Annotated in this window: 14 protein-coding genes; 6 read left to right on the top strand and 8 right to left on the bottom strand. The window is 63.1% G+C overall.

Annotated features, from left to right (window positions below; all coding sequences use genetic code 11):
- The 4 genes from AC4FAH_RS01560 to AC4FAH_RS01545 form a co-directional block, all read right to left on the bottom strand.
- A partial coding sequence (locus AC4FAH_RS01560; RefSeq protein ID WP_490245575.1) for a hypothetical protein occupies nucleotides 1-207 on the bottom strand: 207 nt, incomplete at its 3' end.
- A 102-nt stretch (nucleotides 208-309) separates the two neighbouring features.
- The gene (gene mreD / locus AC4FAH_RS01555) at nucleotides 310-792 is read right to left on the bottom strand and encodes a rod shape-determining protein MreD (protein ID WP_043332574.1); all 483 of its coding nucleotides are present in this window, start codon (nucleotides 790-792) and stop codon (nucleotides 310-312) included.
- The gene (mreC, locus tag AC4FAH_RS01550) at nucleotides 792-1,769 is read right to left on the bottom strand and encodes a rod shape-determining protein MreC (protein ID WP_287020139.1); all 978 of its coding nucleotides are present in this window, start codon (nucleotides 1,767-1,769) and stop codon (nucleotides 792-794) included. The genes mreD and mreC overlap by 1 nt, the downstream gene beginning before the upstream one ends.
- Before the next feature lie 64 nt (nucleotides 1,770-1,833).
- Nucleotides 1,834-2,871, bottom strand: coding sequence for a rod shape-determining protein (locus AC4FAH_RS01545; protein WP_043332576.1), 1,038 nt, complete (start codon nucleotides 2,869-2,871; stop codon nucleotides 1,834-1,836).
- A 329-nt stretch (nucleotides 2,872-3,200) separates the two neighbouring features.
- Between AC4FAH_RS01545 and gatC the strand changes: the two genes are divergently transcribed.
- The 4 genes from gatC to AC4FAH_RS01525 all read left to right on the top strand — a co-directional run bounded on the left by gatC (nucleotide 3,201) and on the right by AC4FAH_RS01525 (nucleotide 7,268).
- Nucleotides 3,201-3,488, top strand: coding sequence for an Asp-tRNA(Asn)/Glu-tRNA(Gln) amidotransferase subunit GatC (gene gatC, locus AC4FAH_RS01540; protein WP_054555110.1), 288 nt, complete (start codon nucleotides 3,201-3,203; stop codon nucleotides 3,486-3,488).
- A gap of 130 nt (nucleotides 3,489-3,618) precedes the next feature.
- Nucleotides 3,619-5,097 carry an Asp-tRNA(Asn)/Glu-tRNA(Gln) amidotransferase subunit GatA gene (gene gatA, locus AC4FAH_RS01535; RefSeq protein ID WP_153635165.1) on the top strand — a complete coding sequence of 493 codons (1,479 nt, stop codon included), beginning with the start codon at nucleotides 3,619-3,621 and terminating at the stop codon, nucleotides 5,095-5,097.
- On the top strand, nucleotides 5,097-6,551 hold the full coding sequence (gene gatB / locus AC4FAH_RS01530; protein WP_043332582.1) for an Asp-tRNA(Asn)/Glu-tRNA(Gln) amidotransferase subunit GatB: 1,455 nt from the start codon (nucleotides 5,097-5,099) through the stop codon (nucleotides 6,549-6,551). The genes gatA and gatB overlap by 1 nt, the downstream gene beginning before the upstream one ends.
- Before the next feature lie 165 nt (nucleotides 6,552-6,716).
- Nucleotides 6,717-7,268 (top strand): cupin domain-containing protein, encoded by a 552-nt coding sequence (locus AC4FAH_RS01525; RefSeq protein WP_286988664.1) that lies wholly within the window; start codon nucleotides 6,717-6,719, stop codon nucleotides 7,266-7,268.
- Nucleotides 7,269-7,389: 121 nt separating this feature from the next.
- Here AC4FAH_RS01525 and AC4FAH_RS01520 read toward each other — a convergent pair whose 3' ends face one another.
- From AC4FAH_RS01520 to AC4FAH_RS01510, 3 genes are read right to left on the bottom strand one after another with little or no spacing between them, the layout of a single operon-like run.
- A complete protein-coding gene (locus AC4FAH_RS01520) occupies nucleotides 7,390-8,886 on the bottom strand; it encodes an aldehyde dehydrogenase (protein ID WP_287020108.1) in 1,497 nt (498 codons plus the stop codon).
- Nucleotides 8,887-8,888: 2 nt separating this feature from the next.
- Nucleotides 8,889-10,403 (bottom strand): aspartate aminotransferase family protein, encoded by a 1,515-nt coding sequence (locus AC4FAH_RS01515; protein ID WP_286988660.1) that lies wholly within the window; start codon nucleotides 10,401-10,403, stop codon nucleotides 8,889-8,891.
- Nucleotides 10,404-10,405: 2 nt separating this feature from the next.
- A complete protein-coding gene (locus tag AC4FAH_RS01510) occupies nucleotides 10,406-11,194 on the bottom strand; it encodes a gamma-glutamyl-gamma-aminobutyrate hydrolase family protein (RefSeq protein ID WP_225347595.1) in 789 nt (262 codons plus the stop codon).
- A gap of 260 nt (nucleotides 11,195-11,454) precedes the next feature.
- Between AC4FAH_RS01510 and AC4FAH_RS01505 the strand changes: the two genes are divergently transcribed.
- Together AC4FAH_RS01505 and AC4FAH_RS01500 are read left to right on the top strand one after the other, a co-directional pair.
- Nucleotides 11,455-12,831, top strand: coding sequence for a glutamine synthetase family protein (locus AC4FAH_RS01505; RefSeq protein ID WP_153635161.1), 1,377 nt, complete (start codon nucleotides 11,455-11,457; stop codon nucleotides 12,829-12,831).
- A gap of 301 nt (nucleotides 12,832-13,132) precedes the next feature.
- The gene (locus tag AC4FAH_RS01500; protein ID WP_286988659.1) at nucleotides 13,133-14,545 is read left to right on the top strand and encodes a Na+/H+ antiporter NhaC family protein; all 1,413 of its coding nucleotides are present in this window, start codon (nucleotides 13,133-13,135) and stop codon (nucleotides 14,543-14,545) included.
- A 160-nt stretch (nucleotides 14,546-14,705) separates the two neighbouring features.
- On the opposite strand, the gene AC4FAH_RS01495 is transcribed toward AC4FAH_RS01500, so the two are convergent.
- Entirely contained in the window at nucleotides 14,706-15,998 is a 1,293-nt protein-coding gene (locus AC4FAH_RS01495) for an NAD(P)/FAD-dependent oxidoreductase (protein ID WP_131431357.1), read from the bottom strand.
- Nucleotides 15,999-16,177 lie beyond the last annotated feature (179 nt).

The following is a 16,177-nucleotide window of genomic DNA, read 5'->3' as shown; positions in this document are numbered from 1 at the left end:
ACGCGGCGACCCCGAGGCCAGAATCAATTCCGCATGAGCAGCGCCCTGTTGAGCAACGCCCTGTTGAACAACGCCCTGTTGAACAATGCCCTGAGACATCACTGTGCGCTGCCCCGCGGTGTCAGAGTTCGCAAAGAGTGAGGAAGTGGGGCTTTCGGTATCAGGTGTGGATGGCCTGGAAGTGGATGACCTTGAAGTGGATGACATGGAAGACCTCGTGAAGAGAAACATGACTGACAAGTACCAGAAAGCCGCCCGTAGGCGGCTTTTGGAAGCTGACAAGAAGCGCTATCGACGTGTCAGTGGCACTCAGGCCGCGACCCGCCGACGCAGCATCTGCAGCAGGGTATAGAGCCACGGCCACAGTGCGCCACCGATGACCGCCGAGAGCAGGAACGACAGGCTGACGGGGCCGGCACCGAACAGACTGCGCAGCCATTGATCCAGCAACTGCGCGATGCCCAGCACCACGATCACCAGCAACGCCTGCTGCAGCAGTGAATAGGCGCGAATGCGCTGATAGAGCAGCACGCCCATGAAGGCCGTCAACGACAGCACCAGGGCGTTGTGCCCCAGCGGTGCGCCCTGCAGGACATCCAGCGCCAGCCCGAACAGGAAGCCGTGGAAGACTCCGACACTCTGCGGCGAGACGATGCACCAGTAGACCAGCATCAGGCCCAGCCACTGGGGCCGCCAGATCAGCCATACATCCGGCAATGGCATGACCTGCAGGCACAGCGCCAGCAGCAGCGAGAACCAGCACAGCAAGGTGGTCTGGGGACGAAAGGCCATCAGTTGTTCTCCCCGGCAGCATCGGTGGGTGCCTGAGCATCTGCCGTATCCTCGGCGGAGCCTTGTGCGGCGTCGTCACCCTCGGGCCTGGGCGCCGCCAGGTTGTCACGCGGCAACTCATCGAGACTGTCATCGACATACAGGTTGTCGGTATCCACCGGTGGCGGCATCTGGATCAGGAAGTTGCGCGAACGCTCCAGCTGCGCGATGGGCTCGGCACTCACGCGGGCAAACGGCTTGCCGGGATCATGATAGACCTCGGTGACACGTGCCACCGGCAAGCCGCGCGGAAAGCGCAGTGCCAGTCCGGAAGTCACCAGCAGATCACCGACACGAATGTCGGCGGTATCCGGCACATGCAGCACATCGACCTGATCGATCTTGCCGCTGCCCTGGGCGATGAAGCGCAGGCCATTGCGATTGATCTCCACCGGCACGGCGTGACTGGCATCACTGATCATCAGCACGCGACTGTTGTAGGCCGAGGTGGAGATGACCTGCCCGACGAGGCCATAGGCATCGAGTACCGGCAAGCCGATGCGCACGCCATCCTGCTCGCCGCGGTCCACCACCATGCGGTGGGAGAACGGGTCAGCATCGAGGGTCAGCAACTGGGAGGTGATATAGGGGATGTCGCTACGCTGCCCGGCATTGAGCAATTCGCGCAGGCGCGTATTCTCGGAGGTCAGGCTCGCCATGCGTTGCACACGGCTGGACAGATTGAGCAGCTGTTCGCGCAGCGCGCGATTCTCGTCGGCCAGCTCCTGCTGGTCGGCAAACACCAGCGCGCCCCAGCTGATGCCTTCCGTCGGCAAGCTGACGACCCACTGCACGGGCGATACCAGCGTCGCCATGCTGGCGCGCACATCGACCATCCAGCTGAAGCGATCTTCGGCAAACATCAGCGCGAGTGACAGCACCGCGCACAACAGCATGCGGTAGCCGGGCACGGGGCCACGCGTGAACAGGGGTTTGATAGCACTTCCTCCGACAGGCCGGGACCAGCCGTACAGCACACAGCATGCCCGGCCCCGGACGAGGTCAATCGCTCGACAGCAGCTCGAAGGTGTGCTGATCGATCATTTCCAGCGCCTTGCCACCGCCACGCGCCACGCAGGTCAGCGGGTCTTCGGCGATGATCACCGGCAGGCCCGTCTCTTCCGCGATCAGCTTGTCGATGTCACGCAGCAGCGCACCACCACCGGTCAGCACCAGGCCGCGCTCGGCGATGTCGGAGGCCAGCTCCGGCGGAGACTGCTCGAGCGCGCTCTTGACCACCGAGACGATGGCCGCCAGCGGTTCCTGCAGCGCATCGAGGATCTCGTGGGAGTTGAGCGTGAAGGAACGCGGAATGCCCTCGGCCAGGTTGCGGCCGCGCACGTCGATCTCGCGCAGCTCGCCACCCGGGTAGGCACAACCGATCTCTTCCTTGATGCGCTCGGCCGTCGCCTCACCGATCAGGCTGCCGTAATGGCGACGCACATAGGAGGTGATGGCTTCGTCGAAGCGGTCACCGCCGATACGCACGGATTCGGAATAGACCACGCCGTTGAGCGAGATGATGGCGATTTCAGTGGTACCACCACCGATATCGACCACCATGGAGCCCATCGCCTCTTCCACCGGCAGGCCCGCACCGATCGCGGCAGCCATCGGCTCCTCGATCAGGTAGACCTCACGCGCGCCGGCCCCTTCGGCCGATTCCTTGATGGCGCGACGCTCGACCTGGGTCGACATGCACGGCACACACACCAGCACACGAGGGCTGGGTGTCAGGAAGGTGCTCTGATGCACCTTGCGGATGAAATGCTGGAGCATCTGTTCGGTAACGGTGAAGTCGGCGATGACGCCGTCCTTCATCGGACGGATGGCCGTGATATTGCCGGGGGTACGCCCCAGCATGCGCTTGGCATCGGCACCGACGGCCGCCACACTGCGGGCATTCCCGGACTGGCGAATGGCCACGACTGAGGGCTCGTCGAGCACGATACCGCGACCGCGCACATAAATAAGCGTGTTGGCAGTACCCAGATCGATCGACAGATCGCTCGAGAACAGCCCACGTAAACGTTTAAACATGGAAGTTGATCACCTAGTCCAGACCGGAACCCTGTGCAGACGCGAACGGTACCATTGCCACCCCATGGCGGCAAGCTGACACGCCTGCCAGAGGGACGCAGATGTGGTACATTTCACGCCGAATCACACTGTAACGGCGCATTCGGCGACAGATTGCTCCATCGCTGCAAAGCGCGCTGTTTTACAGGGTAACGGGCATCGGGTTTGCCGGGACACCACAATTTTCGAATTCGGCTTTTCGCGCACGTAGCGCCAGTCCGATTCCGCGTGGTCGTCTCCGACTCCTGCCGTCCCCTCAAGCCTCTCGAAGCCAAGACAGGGAAACTTCAATGGCCCTTGAACATTCAGATGTGCTGCGTGCCGCTCACCTCGCACGCCTGGGTCTTGCCTCGCAGGATGCCGAAGCCTACGTCGAGGATCTCGACCGGATTCTCGCCATGGTCGACCAGCTGCAACAGGTCGATACCGACGGCGTCGCACCGCTGGCACACCCGCTGGAAGCCACGCAACGCCTGCGCGCGGACGAAGTCACCGAATCGAATCAGCGCGAGCGTTTTCAGCAGGTGGCCCCGGCCACAGAGCAGGGTCTGTATCTGGTTCCGCGCGTCGTCGAGTGATCTCGCCTGGCAGGTCGCTCACGCATCGTGACCGGCTGCCATCGGATACCACGTCACGCGGCACGCCCCGTCCGCCCCGGAATTTCTGCGGACGATGCCCGGCGCATCGTCTGCACTGATGGAATCGAACATGTCATCGTCCATTGCACTACATGACAAGACGCTCAGTGAGCTGGCGCAAGGCCTGGAGGCCGGCGAATACACCAGCCGCGAGCTGACGGAAGCCTTCCTGGCCCGTATCGAACGCCTCGACGGCGAGCTCAACAGCTACATCACCCTGTGCCGCGAAGACGCGCTGCGTGATGCGGATGCCGCCGATGCGCGCCGTGCCGCTGGCAATGCCGCCGCGCTGACCGGCGTGCCGATGGCCATCAAGGACATCTTCTGCACCGAAGGTGTGCGCACCAGCTGCGGCTCGAAGATGCTCGACAACTTCGTCGCGCCCTACGACGCCACCGTGATCGAGAAGCTCAAGGCCGAAGGCGTGGTGATTCTCGGCAAGACCAACCTCGATGAGTTCGCGATGGGCTCCTCGAACGAGAACAGCCACTACGGCGCCGTCAAGAACCCGTGGGACCTGTCCGCCGTGCCGGGTGGCAGCTCCGGTGGCAGTGCCGCCGCCGTCGCCGCTGGCCTTGCGCCGGCCGCCCTGGGCACCGACACCGGCGGTTCCATCCGCCAGCCGGCCGCCTTCTGTGGCATCACCGGCCTCAAGCCGACCTATGGTCGCGTCTCGCGCTACGGCATGATCGCCTACGCCTCCAGTCTCGATCAGGGCGGTCCGATGGCCCGCTCCGCCGAAGACTGCGCGCGCCTGATGAACGTGATCGCCGGCGCCGACCCGCGCGACTCCACCAGCGTGGTGCGTGGCGTGCCGGATTACGTCGAAGGGCTGGACTACAACCTCAAGGGCCTGAAGATCGGCCTGCCGAAGGAATACTTCGGCGAAGGCCTGTCCGAGGAAGTCGAAGCTTCCGTGCGTGCCGCGATCAAGGTCTTCGAGGATGCCGGTGCCAGCGTGCAGGAAATCTCGCTGCCGCATACCCACCTGGCCATCCCGACCTACTACGTGATCGCGCCGGCCGAGGCCTCCTCCAACCTGTCGCGTTACGACGGCGTGCGTTTCGGCCATCGCTGCAAGGACCCGCAGGACCTGGAAGACCTTTACAAGCGCACGCGCGAGGAAGGCTTCGGCGACGAGGTGAAGCGTCGCATCATCATCGGCACGCACACCCTGTCCGAAGGCTTCTTCGATGCCTACTACATCAAGGCCCAGAAGGTGCGTCGCCTGATCCGTCAGGACTTCCTCGATGCCTTCGACCAGGTCGATGTACTGATGGGCCCGGCGGCACCGACCCCGGCGTTCGATCTCGGCGCGCACAAGGACCCGCTGTCCATGTACCTGCAGGATCTCTACACCATCGCCATCAACCTGGCGGGCATTCCGGGCATCAGCGTGCCGGCCGGCCTGGCAGGCAAGCGTCCGGTGGGTCTGCAGATCCTCGGCCCGCACTTCGGTGAGCAGACCCTGCTGGGCGTCGCGCACCAGTTCCAGCAAATCACCGACTGGCACCGCCAGCGCCCGGAATTCGGACAGGAGCAAGCCTGATGCAATGGGAAGTCGTAATCGGGCTTGAGGTTCACGCTCAGCTCGCCACCCAGTCAAAGATCTTCTCCGGCTCTTCCACCACCTACGGTGCCGAGCCCAACACCCAGGCCAGCGCCGTGGACCTCGGCCTGCCGGGCACCCTGCCGGTGCTCAACGAGCAGGCCGTGGCCATGGCCGTGCGCTTCGGCCTCGCCGTCGATGCCGCCGTTGCCGGTCGTTCGGTGTTCGAGCGCAAGAACTACTTCTACCCGGATCTGCCCAAGGGCTACCAGACCAGCCAGATGGATCAGCCCATCGTCGGTCCTGGCGTGCTCGAGATCCTTCTGGAAGATGGCACGCGCAAGTCGATCCGCATCCACCATGCCCACCTCGAGGAAGATGCCGGCAAGTCGCTGCATGAAGACTTCCAGGGCATGACCGGCATCGACCTCAACCGCGCCGGCACACCACTGCTGGAAATCGTCTCCGAGCCGGACATGCGTTCCGCCAAGGAAGCGGTGGCCTACGTGAAGGCGATCCACGCCATCGTCACCTACCTGGGCATCTCCGACGGCAACATGGCCGAAGGTTCCCTGCGTTGCGACGTCAACGTCTCGGTGCGCCCCAAGGGCCAGGAAGCCTTCGGCACCCGCGCGGAGATCAAGAACGTCAACTCCTTCCGCTTCATCGAGCGCGCCATCCACTTCGAGGTGGAGCGTCAGATCGAGCTGATCGAGGACGGCGGCAAGGTCGTGCAGGAAACCCGCCTGTATGATCCGGACGCTGACGAGACGCGCAGCATGCGCACCAAGGAAGAAGCCAACGATTACCGCTACTTCCCGTGCCCGGACCTGCTGCCGGTGGAAGTGGACGAGGCCTACATCGAACACCTGCGCCAGACCCTGCCGGAACTGCCGGCCGAGAAACGCGCGCGCTTCGAAAGCGAACTGGGCCTGTCCGCCTATGACGCCAGCGTGCTGTCCGCCAGCCGCGAGATGGCCGACTTCTTCGAGGAAGTGAAGGATGTCTGCGGCGACGCCAAGCAGGCCGCCAACTGGGTGCAAGGCGAGCTGGCCGGTCGTCTCAACAAGGAAAACCTCGACATCACCGTCAGCCCGGTCTCCGCGGCCCAGCTGGGTGGCCTGATCAAGCGCATCGTCGATGAGACCATCAACGGCAAGGCCGCCAAGCAGGTGTTCGCCGCACTGTGGGATGGCGAAGGCAAGAGCGCCGACGAGATCATCGAGTCGCGCGGCCTCAAGCAGGTCACCGACACCGGTGCCATCGAAGCCGTGGTCGATCAGGTGATCGCCGACAACCCGGCCCAGGTGACCCAGTATCAGGAAGCCGAACCGGACAAGCGTGGCAAGATGATCGGCTTCTTCGTCGGTCAGGTGATGAAGGCCTCGCGCGGCACCGCCAATCCGCAACAGGTCAACAAGGTGCTGAAGGACAAGCTGGATAGCCTCAGCTGATCGCGTTGTCGATGATCAGGACAGCGCCGGCTCTGATGCCGATGCCCCTGATCTCGACCACCAGCACGTGAACGACGGCCAGTTGCGGAGCTCCGTGGCTGGCCGTCGTCGGTCTGGAAGGGCTTGCCCCTCTCCTCAACTCGTCGCGACATGAAGGATGTTCTGATGGCAGATGATGTCGGTGCCCGCCTGCGGGCATTGCGTACCTTGCGTGGCATCTCGCAACGCGAGCTGGCCAAGCGCTGCGGTGTGACACACTCGAGCCTGTCACTGATCGAACAGGGCAAGGTCAGCCCGTCGGTGAGTTCACTGTCGAAGATTCTCGCCGCCATTCCCATGAGTGTCGGCGACTTCTTCACCATGGAGCTCGAGAACACCGCCAAGGTGTTCTACAGCGAGGAGGAGCTGATCAACGTCGGCAGCGGCGATGTCATCTTCAAGCTGGTGGGCGCCAAGCGGCATGACCGCGCCCTGTCGTTCATGATCGAGACCTACCCGCCCGTCACTGACACCGGCCGCGAGATGATCACCCATCAGGGTGAGGAAGCGGGCGTGGTCATCGAGGGCGAGATAGAGATCACCATCGGTGGCGACACGCGGGTATTGAAGGCGGGCGACGCCTACTACTTCGATACCAACGTGCCGCATCGCTTCCGCAACATCGGTGATGTCGAGTGTCGCCTGGTCAGCTGCGCGACGCCGGCGCGGATGTTCTAGCCCTTGCGACGAAGGCAAGAAAAAGAGGCCACGCAATCGCGTGGCCTCTTCGTTCTTCGCAAGCCCCTGAGTTCATGGGGACCTACACAGCTCATTTCATTTCAGTTCAGCTCATCCCGGTTCAGCTCAGCTCGATCCAGACACTCTTGAGCTGGGTGTATTCCGCCAGCGAGTGATGTGACTTGTCACGGCCGTTGCCGGACTGCTTCACCCCACCGAAGGGCATGGTCTGATCGCCCCCCGCCCAGTTGTTGACGAAGACCTGACCGGATTCGAGGCGATGCGTCACGCGCATGATGCGATCGATGTCCTGACTCCACACCCCTGCCGCCAACCCGAAGTCACTGTCATTGGCCAACGCCAGCGCTTCGTCTTCGGTCTCGAAGCCGAACACGGACAGCACCGGGCCGAAGATTTCCTCGCAGCCGATCGCCATCTGTGGCGTGACGCCATCGAAGACCACCGGACGAATGAAGAGTCCGGGCCCTTCGACCTCCTCACCGCCGGCGCGCAGTGCCGCGCCCTCCTCGACACCCTGACGGATATAGCCCATCACGCGCTCATATTGGGTGCTGTCGACCATCGCGCCCATGAAGCTTGCCGGGTCCAGCGGGTCGCCCGGCTGCATGCGTTCGGCAGCCGCCACTACCTTGGCGACGAAGGCATCGCGGATCGAGTTCTCCACCAGCAGACGGGAACCCGCGATACAGACCTCACCCTGGTTGTAGAAGATGGCGGCAGCGGCACTTTCGGCGACGCGATCCAGATTGGCGCAATCGGCGAAGACGATATTGGGACTCTTGCCGCCACACTCCAGGAACACCCGCTTCAGATTCGACTGCCCGGCATACTGCATCAATTGCTTGCCGACGGCGGTGGAGCCGGTGAAGGCCAGGCACTCGACGTCCATCGACAGCGCCAGCGCACGCCCGACGGTATGCCCGAAGCCCGGCAGCACCTGGAAGACGCCGCTCGGGATACCAGCCTCACGCGCCAGCTGCGCCAGACGCAGCGCCGACAGCGGTGACTTCTCCGACGGTTTGAGGATGACGCTGTTGCCCGCCGCCAGCGCCGGGGCGATCTTCCACGCCGTCATCATCAGCGGGAAGTTCCACGGCACGATGGAGGCCACCACGCCCAGCGGTTCGCGCAGCACCATGCCCAGCGCCTGCTGACCGGTCGGGGCGACCTCACCGTAAAGCTTGTCGATGGACTCGGCCTGGTGGCGGATCGAGCCGATCGCCCCGGCCATGTCGTTCAGCGCGCTGGTGACCGGCTTGCCCATGTCGAGGCTATCCAGCAACGCCAGCTCATCCTGATGGGCTTCCATCAGCTCGGCGAGTCTGAGCAACACCTGTTTGCGCCGGGTCGGGGCCATGCGCGACCAGACACCGCTCTTGAAGGCGGCACGCGCATGGCGAATGGCGATCTCGGCATCGACGCTGTCACAGCTGGCGACCATCGCCAGCCGCTCACCGGTGGCCGGGTTGAGGCTCTCGAAGGTCTCGCCGCTGACCGCCGGCACGAATTCGTCATTGATGAAGGCATTGCCTTGCAACTGCGGGGTCAGGCGAGCGGCCAGCGCCTGCCATTCGGCCAATGTCTGAGGACGGCTCATGATCAGGATTCCGAGGTCAGGGAAGAGGAAGGTTCAGAGGATGGAGCAGAGAAGAGTGAAGAAGGCAGCGAGGACGAGGGCGAAGTGGCCTTCAGCGCAGCGGAAGAGCAAGTGGCGGCGTGACTCGCCAGCTGGCGCGCCGTTTCATCCAGTGCCGCGCGCGCCAGACTGACCAGCGCATCGATCTGCTCATGCGTGATCACCAGCGGCGGCGAGATGATCATGGTGTCGCCCACCGAGCGCATCACCAGTCCCGTCTCGAAACAGATATCACGACACAGGTTGCCGACGGCCCGGGAAGAATCGAAACGCTCGCCACTGGCCTTGTCGGCCACCAGCTCCAGCGCCCCCATCAGGCCAAGCGAACGCGCCTCGCCGACCAGCGGGTGGTCTGCAAGCGTGGCCCAGCGACTGGCGAGATACGGCCCCAGGTCGTCACGCACCCGGGTGACGATATCCTCGCGCTGCATGATCTCGAGGGTCTTGAGCGCCACGGCGGCACACACCGGGTGTCCGGAATAGGTGAAGCCATGGAAGAACTCGCCGCCCTCTTCGATCAGCGTATCGGCGACCCTATCGCCGACCAGCACACCACCGATCGGCAGGTAACCGGAGGACAACCCCTTGGCGATGGGCATCAGATCGGGCTTCAGGTCGTAATGCTGACTGCCGAACCATTCACCGAGGCGACCGAAGCCGCAGATGACCTCATCCACCACCAGCAGGATGTCATATTTCGCCAGCACGGCCTTGATGGCAGGCCAGTAGCTGTCAGGCGGCATGATCGCACCGCCGGCACCCTGCACGGGCTCCGCCAGGAAGGCGGCCACATTGTCCGGGCCCAGTTCCTGAATGCGCGCATCCAGCGCCTCGGCACACAGTCGCCCGAAATCGTCTCGACTGTGTGGTTCAGATTCCGGGCTTTCACTCCCCTTTCCACGCCCTTCCGCGAACCAGTAGGGCTGGCGAATATGCGTGATGCCGGGCACACAGGGGCCACCCTGACCATGCATGGGGGCCATGCCACCCAGGCTCATGCCCGCGACGGTCGAGCCGTGATAGCCATTCTCGCGCGCGATGATCCATTGCTTTTCCGGCTGGCCCTTGAGCGCCCAGAACCGCCGTACCATGCGCAGCATGCTGTCATTGGCTTCAGAACCGGAACCGGTGAAGAAGACATGATTGATATGCTCCGGCGCGAGACGACACAGCTCGGCCGCCAGCTCGATCGCCGGCGGGTGGGCGGTCTTGAAGAAGGTGTTGTAGTACGGCAGCTGCGTCATCTGCTGGCTGGCCGCCGCGACCAGTTCCGGCTGGTCATAGCCGAGGTTCACGCACCACAGCCCCGCCATGCCATCGAGAATCCGCTGGCCATCGGCGTCATGGATATAGACGCCGCTGGCACCGGTGATGATTCGACTGCCCTGCTCGCCCAGCTGCTTGAAGTCGGTGAAGGGGTGCAGGTGGTGGCGCGCATCCAGCGCCTTCAGGCGTTCGCCAGCGTCATTCATTGCCATCTTCACGCCTCCTCGCGAGTCGGGTGACAGGTCGGCAAGGTGCCACCCTCGGCCTTGTCACGACAGGCCGCGGCAAAGCCTTCCAGAATCGCCTGATACAAGGCGTGCTCACGCGGCTTCCATTCCGGATGCCACTGCACCGCCAGCGTGAAGGACGCCGCACCACTGACCGAGACCGCCTCGATTAGCCCATCCGGGGCAACCGCTTCGATATTCAGGCCCTCACCAAGACGGGCGACCCCCTGCTGATGCAAGGAATTGACCTGCGCCTCGGGCGCGGCGTAAAGCCCTGCCAGCACTCCGCCGGGCGAGATGCTGATGGCATGCGATGGCGCGAACTGCGCCTCGAGATCGCCCTTGGGCTCACGATGATCCATCAGGCCTGCCACCTTCTGCACCGCCTGGTGCAAGCTGCCGCCGAAGGCAACGTTCAGCTCCTGAAACCCGCGGCAGATCCCCAGCAGCGGCAGTCGCAACTCAAGCGCCAGCGGCACCCAGCAGAGCACCGCAGCGTCGCGGGCCGGGTCTTCATAGGTATTCTCCGGCGCGCTGGTCTCGCCGTAGCGTGAGGGGTGCATGTTGGAATAGCTGCCAGTCAGCAGCAGACCATCCAGGCGTGCCAGCAGGGCGCTGGCGGCGTCGGGCTCGACATCCTCCCAGACCGGAATGACCACCGGATCCAGTCCGAATTCACGCAGGGCGCTGACGTACTTGTCGGTCACCATATGCGCCGGATGACCTTCTACGGTGCGACGGCAGGCAATGACGCCCACCAGGGGACGAGGTGGCATGGGATCTCCTTTGAGGCGAACAAGCAGGCCTTGGATGATTGGTATGTTTTAATCAACATAGACTGAACGCCTTTCCTTGCCAACCCGACGAAACGACGATTTCACAAAAATCCATACAACAAACTGTTTAAAAAGAATTTATCGCTATAACACCAAAGCCATCCAGCCACAAAAATCGTCACGTGTTGTAAAATATTTGACAACAATAGCCATGATGGCGATATATAAACCACAACATCCCATGCCCACAGGTGATATCCATGTACAGCCTCCCCGTCGATGAGGCCAGAGAATTTCTGGACCGTCATCCGGAAATCGAGAACATCGATCTGCTGATCAGTGACATCAGCGGCATCCAGCGCGGCAAGCGAATCCCGCGCGAGAATCTGGAAAAGGCCTATGAGAATGGCATCAACCTGCCAGGCTCCGTCTTCGCACTGGATATCGCCGGCAACACCATCGAGGAAACCGGGCTGGGGCTCAGCAGCGGTGACAGTGATCAGGTCTGCCGCCCCATCCCCGGCACCCTGATGGCAGCCCCCTGGCTGCGCAACGGCAAGCAGGGGCAGCTGCTGATGAACATGCGTGATGACAAGGATGGCCCCTTCTTTGCCGACCCGCGCAATCAGCTACAGAAACAGGTCGATATTCTTGCCGACATGGGCCTGACGGCGGTCGTCGCGCTGGAACTGGAGTTCTATCTGGTCGATCGCGAGCGCGATGACCTGGGCATGGTGCAGCCGCCGTGCTCCCCGCTGACGGGCGAGCGCGCCAGCGAAAGCCAGCTCTATTCCATCGGCGAGCTGGATGAGTACGCCGACTTCCTCGACGAGATCCAGACTGCCGCGCGCATCCAACAGCTGCCGCTTGATACCGCGCTCAAGGAATGTGCGCCGGGCCAGTTCGAGATCAACCTGATCCATCTCGACGATGTCATGAAGGCCTGTGACAGCGCTGTCCTGCTCAAGCGTCTGATCAAGGGCGTCGCCCTGCGCCACGGCTTCGATGCCACCTTCATGGCCAAGCCGTATGGCGACGAGGCCGGCAACGGCATGCATGCGCACATGAGCCTGGTGGACCAGCACGGCAACAATGTCTTCGCCGCGCAGGACGAGAATCCGCTGGGCACCGAGACCCTGCGTCACGCCATCGGCGGCCTGCTGGAACTGATGCCCGCCTCGATGGCGCTGTTTGCGCCCAACCTGAATTCCTATCGCCGCTTCCAGCAGGGCCTGTACGTGCCGATGGCGCCGACCTGGGGCTTCGACAATCGCTCGGTCGCCATCCGTATCCCCTCCGGCCCCAACGAGGCACGTCGTCTCGAGCACCGCGTCGCCGGGGCCGACGTCAATCCCTACCTGCTGCTGGCCACCTTGCTGGCCTCGGTGATCCACGGCATCACGCATCAGGTCTCGCCGGGCGAGCCGGTCACCGGCAATGCCTATGACCAGTTCGAGCCGAGCCTGACCAACAGCTGGCCCGAGGCGCTGACGCTGCTGGAGGAGAGTGAAGCATTGGCCCACGCCTTCAGCGAGCGCTTCCTGAACGTCTTCATTGCTGGCCGTCGCGCGGAGCGTGAAGCGGCCATGCAGATCATCAGCCGTCTGGAATACGACTGGTACCTGCGCAACATCTGATCCACACCGACCCCTCCACCAACTCCAGGGCTCAGGACATGACAATCATAAAAACCGTCGCTGCCCGCGACTTCGTTGGTCACTCACTGCATGGCCACGGCTTTGCAGACCGGCTCCCCGCAGAGCGCTGCTGCGCTGACCAACTCAGTACCGAGCAAGTCAGTACCGACCAAGTCAGCACCGAGCACTTCCTCGCTGCATGGGAGGCCCGGGCATGAATCAGGTCTCTCCCGTCCCCCCAGCGTCCCCACACCCCTTCGCTCCCTCCGTCAGAGTCCGTGGCAAGGGGCGCAGCATTGCCATGTTCGGCGTCATCCTGGCACTGGTGCTGGGCATCACCTTTACCCATGAGGCCGGCACGCCGTTCGGCTGGATCAGCCTCGTGCCATCGCTGATCGTCCTGGTGGTCGCCATCGCGACCCATCGCACCCTGGAAGCCCTGGCCATCGGCGCGCTCGCGGGTCTGCTGATATTGCAGCCTGACGACTACATCGGAGAGCTGGCCGATATCTCGCTGGGCGTGATGATGAACGAGACCATCGCCTGGCTGATTCTGGTCTGTGGGCTGATGGGCGGCTTCATCGCCATGATGGAGAAGTCCGGCTGCACGCTGAGTTTCAGCAACATGATCGGTCGCCTGCTCAAGACACGCCGTCAGTCGCTGATCGGCACCGTGATCCTTGGCATCCTCATCTTCATCGATGACTATCTGAATGCCCTGGCGACGCCGGCGGCGATGAAACGCCTGACGGACCGCTTCGGGGTCTCGCGTGAGAAGCTGGCCTATATCGTCGACTCGACTGCCGCGCCCATCTGCATTCTGGTGCCCCTCTCGACCTGGGCGGTGTACTTCTCCCAACTGCTCGAGGAAGGCGGTGCCACCGAAAGCGGCATGTCGCTCTATATCCAGGCGATTCCCTACATGCTGTATGGCTGGATCGCGATGGCGCTGGCCATGCTGGTCGCCATCGGCCTGATGCCGGACATCGGCCCGATGAAGGCCGCCGAGCGACGCGCCAAGGCCGGCCAGCCGATTCCTGACGGCGCCCCGGAGCCCCTGCCGGAAGCCCAGGCGCCGCAGTCCAGCCCCTGGATCGGTCTGATGAACTTCGTGCTGCCAATGGCCGTGCTGATCGGCGCAAGCGCCTGGTTCGAGATCGACCTGCTCAAGGGCGTGATCGTCGCTACGCTGTTCACCATCCTGCTGTATCTCGCCCAGCGTCTGGTGTCGTTTTCCTCGCTGATGGACGCGGTGATGGACGGCTTTCGCACCATGATGCTGCCCCTGGCCATCGTGGCGGTCGGGTTCGTGCTGCGCGAGGTCAATGACCAGCTCGGCATGACCACCTTCATGATCGAGAGCCTGACACCCTACCTGACTCCGGCGATCCTGCCGGCCATCGTGTTCGTCAGCATGGCCGTCGTGGTCTTCGCGACCGGCTCCTCCTGGGGCGTGTTCGTGATCTCGATCCCGATCGTGATTCCCATCGCGCTGCACATGGATGCCTCGCTGCCGCTGATCGTCGGCGCCCTGCTGTCAGCCTCCAGCTTCGGTAGCCACGCCTGCTTCTTCTCGGACTCCTCGGTATTGTCCTCACAGGGTTGCGGGGTCCAGCCGATGCAGCATGCGCTGACGCAACTGCCCTACACCTTGATCGGTGCGCTGGTCACGACGCTGGGCTTCCTGCTGATGGGGTTCTGGATCGCCGGCTGACCCAGCACTCACGCCATGAATCGGCAAGACATGCACTGCGCCCCGCCTTCACAGGCGGGGCGCAGTGCGTTTCGGGCCAGGTCAGGCGTACTTTCCAGCCCATGAAAAAGCCGCCTCCCGATAAGGAAGGCGGCTTGGGGCATTCTGGAGAACAGGCTGATCAGATACCGAGCTTGTCGCGGGTCTGGTAGTACCAGGCACCCACGGCAGACAGCGGCACCCGCAGCATGCGGCCACCGGGGAACGGCAGGTGCGGCAGGCCGGCGAAGGCATCAAAGCGGCCATCACGGCCGGTCATCACCTCACTGATCAAGCGCCCAGCCAGATGGCTGCAGGTCACGCCATGCCCGGAATAGCCCTGGGCGTAGTAAACGTTGTCATTGAGCACGCCGAACTGAGGCAGACGATTGAGCGTCATCAGGAAGGTACCGCTCCAGGCGTAGTCGATCTTGACGTTGGCCAGTTGCGGGAAGGCCTTGAGCATCTTGGGGCGAATCAAGGCTTCGATATTGCTGGGGTCTTCGCCGCCATAGTTGACGCCGCCACCGAAGATGAGTCGGTTGTCACGGGTCAGGCGGTAGTAATCGAGCAGGTAATTGCAGTCTTCCACCGCCATGTTGTTGGGCAGCAGACTACGCGCCACATCCTCCGCCAGCGGTTCGGTGGTGATGATCTGGGTACCACAGGGCATCGACTTGCCTTCAAGCTCCGGCAGCACGCCATTGAGGTAGGCGTTGCCCGCCATCACGACGCGGTCGGCCCGCAGGGTGCCGCCAGCCGTCTTGAGCACGACGGGGCTGCCATGCTCGAGACTCAGCAGCGGGCTGTGCTCGAAGATCACGCCGCCCAGTGACTCGAAGGCTGCGGCTTCGCCCAACACCAGATTGAGCGGATGGATGTGGCCACCGGAGTGATCGACCAGCGCGCCCGTATAGCCTTCGGCACTCACTTCACGCTTGTAGGCATCGCCTTCCAGCAATTCGAGGCTGGTGTTGCCATAGCGCTCCCACAGCGCCTTGTGCTCCTTGAGCCCCTTGAGCTGACGCGCATTGCAGGCGGCAAACAGATTGCCTTCGCGCAGGTCACAATCGATGCCATAACCGGCGATACGCTCACGAATGATGCGGTTGCCTTCAAAGGCCATGTCGCCCAGCGCACGCGCCGTCTGGGCACCGAAACGCTCCTCGATCACATCCATGTCGCGGCTGTAGCTGTTGACGATCTGCCCGCCATTGCGACCGGATGCGCCGTAACCCACGCGGGCGGCCTCCAGCACCATCACCTTGAGGCCCTGCTCGGCCAGGTGCAGCGCCGCCGAGATGCCGGTGAAGCCAGCCCCGACGACGCAGACATCACAGCTGACATCTCCCGCTAGCGGGGGCCGTTCGGGCACGGCATTGGCTGAGGCGGCATACCAGGAGGCAGCATGTTCCAGGGGCAGAGAGGCACTCATGACAATTTCCTTGTGGTTATTTTAATCAACATAAAAGCACGATATCACGGATCATCGAGCCAATCACGCCAACTTTGACATGCAATAATCACCACAAGTAGCGACCTGCAAACACAGAGTGCACCACCTGAAACGCCGAAAGGCCGTGACGACTGTCACGACCTCTCGGCTCCCTCATG

Source organism: Cobetia sp., from assembly GCF_983723665.1.
This window is presented reverse-complemented; position numbering and strand designations above follow the sequence as displayed.

What these genes read in the sequence shown, in the direction of transcription:
- mreD (WP_043332574.1), bottom strand. Translation starts at nt 792, where the DNA reads ATGGCCTTTCGTCCCCAGACCACCTTGCTGTGCTGGTTCTCGCTGCTG.
- AC4FAH_RS01545 (WP_043332576.1), bottom strand. Translation starts at nt 2,871, where the DNA reads ATGTTTAAACGTTTACGTGGGCTGTTCTCGAGCGATCTGTCGATCGAT.
- gatC (WP_054555110.1), top strand. Translation starts at nt 3,201, where the DNA reads ATGGCCCTTGAACATTCAGATGTGCTGCGTGCCGCTCACCTCGCACGC.
- gatA (WP_153635165.1), top strand. Translation starts at nt 3,619, where the DNA reads ATGTCATCGTCCATTGCACTACATGACAAGACGCTCAGTGAGCTGGCG.
- gatB (WP_043332582.1), top strand. Translation starts at nt 5,097, where the DNA reads ATGCAATGGGAAGTCGTAATCGGGCTTGAGGTTCACGCTCAGCTCGCC.
- AC4FAH_RS01525 (WP_286988664.1), top strand. Translation starts at nt 6,717, where the DNA reads ATGGCAGATGATGTCGGTGCCCGCCTGCGGGCATTGCGTACCTTGCGT.
- AC4FAH_RS01520 (WP_287020108.1), bottom strand. Translation starts at nt 8,886, where the DNA reads ATGAGCCGTCCTCAGACATTGGCCGAATGGCAGGCGCTGGCCGCTCGC.
- AC4FAH_RS01515 (WP_286988660.1), bottom strand. Translation starts at nt 10,403, where the DNA reads ATGGCAATGAATGACGCTGGCGAACGCCTGAAGGCGCTGGATGCGCGC.
- AC4FAH_RS01510 (WP_225347595.1), bottom strand. Translation starts at nt 11,194, where the DNA reads ATGCCACCTCGTCCCCTGGTGGGCGTCATTGCCTGCCGTCGCACCGTA.
- AC4FAH_RS01505 (WP_153635161.1), top strand. Translation starts at nt 11,455, where the DNA reads ATGTACAGCCTCCCCGTCGATGAGGCCAGAGAATTTCTGGACCGTCAT.
- AC4FAH_RS01500 (WP_286988659.1), top strand. Translation starts at nt 13,133, where the DNA reads ATGTTCGGCGTCATCCTGGCACTGGTGCTGGGCATCACCTTTACCCAT.
- AC4FAH_RS01495 (WP_131431357.1), bottom strand. Translation starts at nt 15,998, where the DNA reads ATGAGTGCCTCTCTGCCCCTGGAACATGCTGCCTCCTGGTATGCCGCC.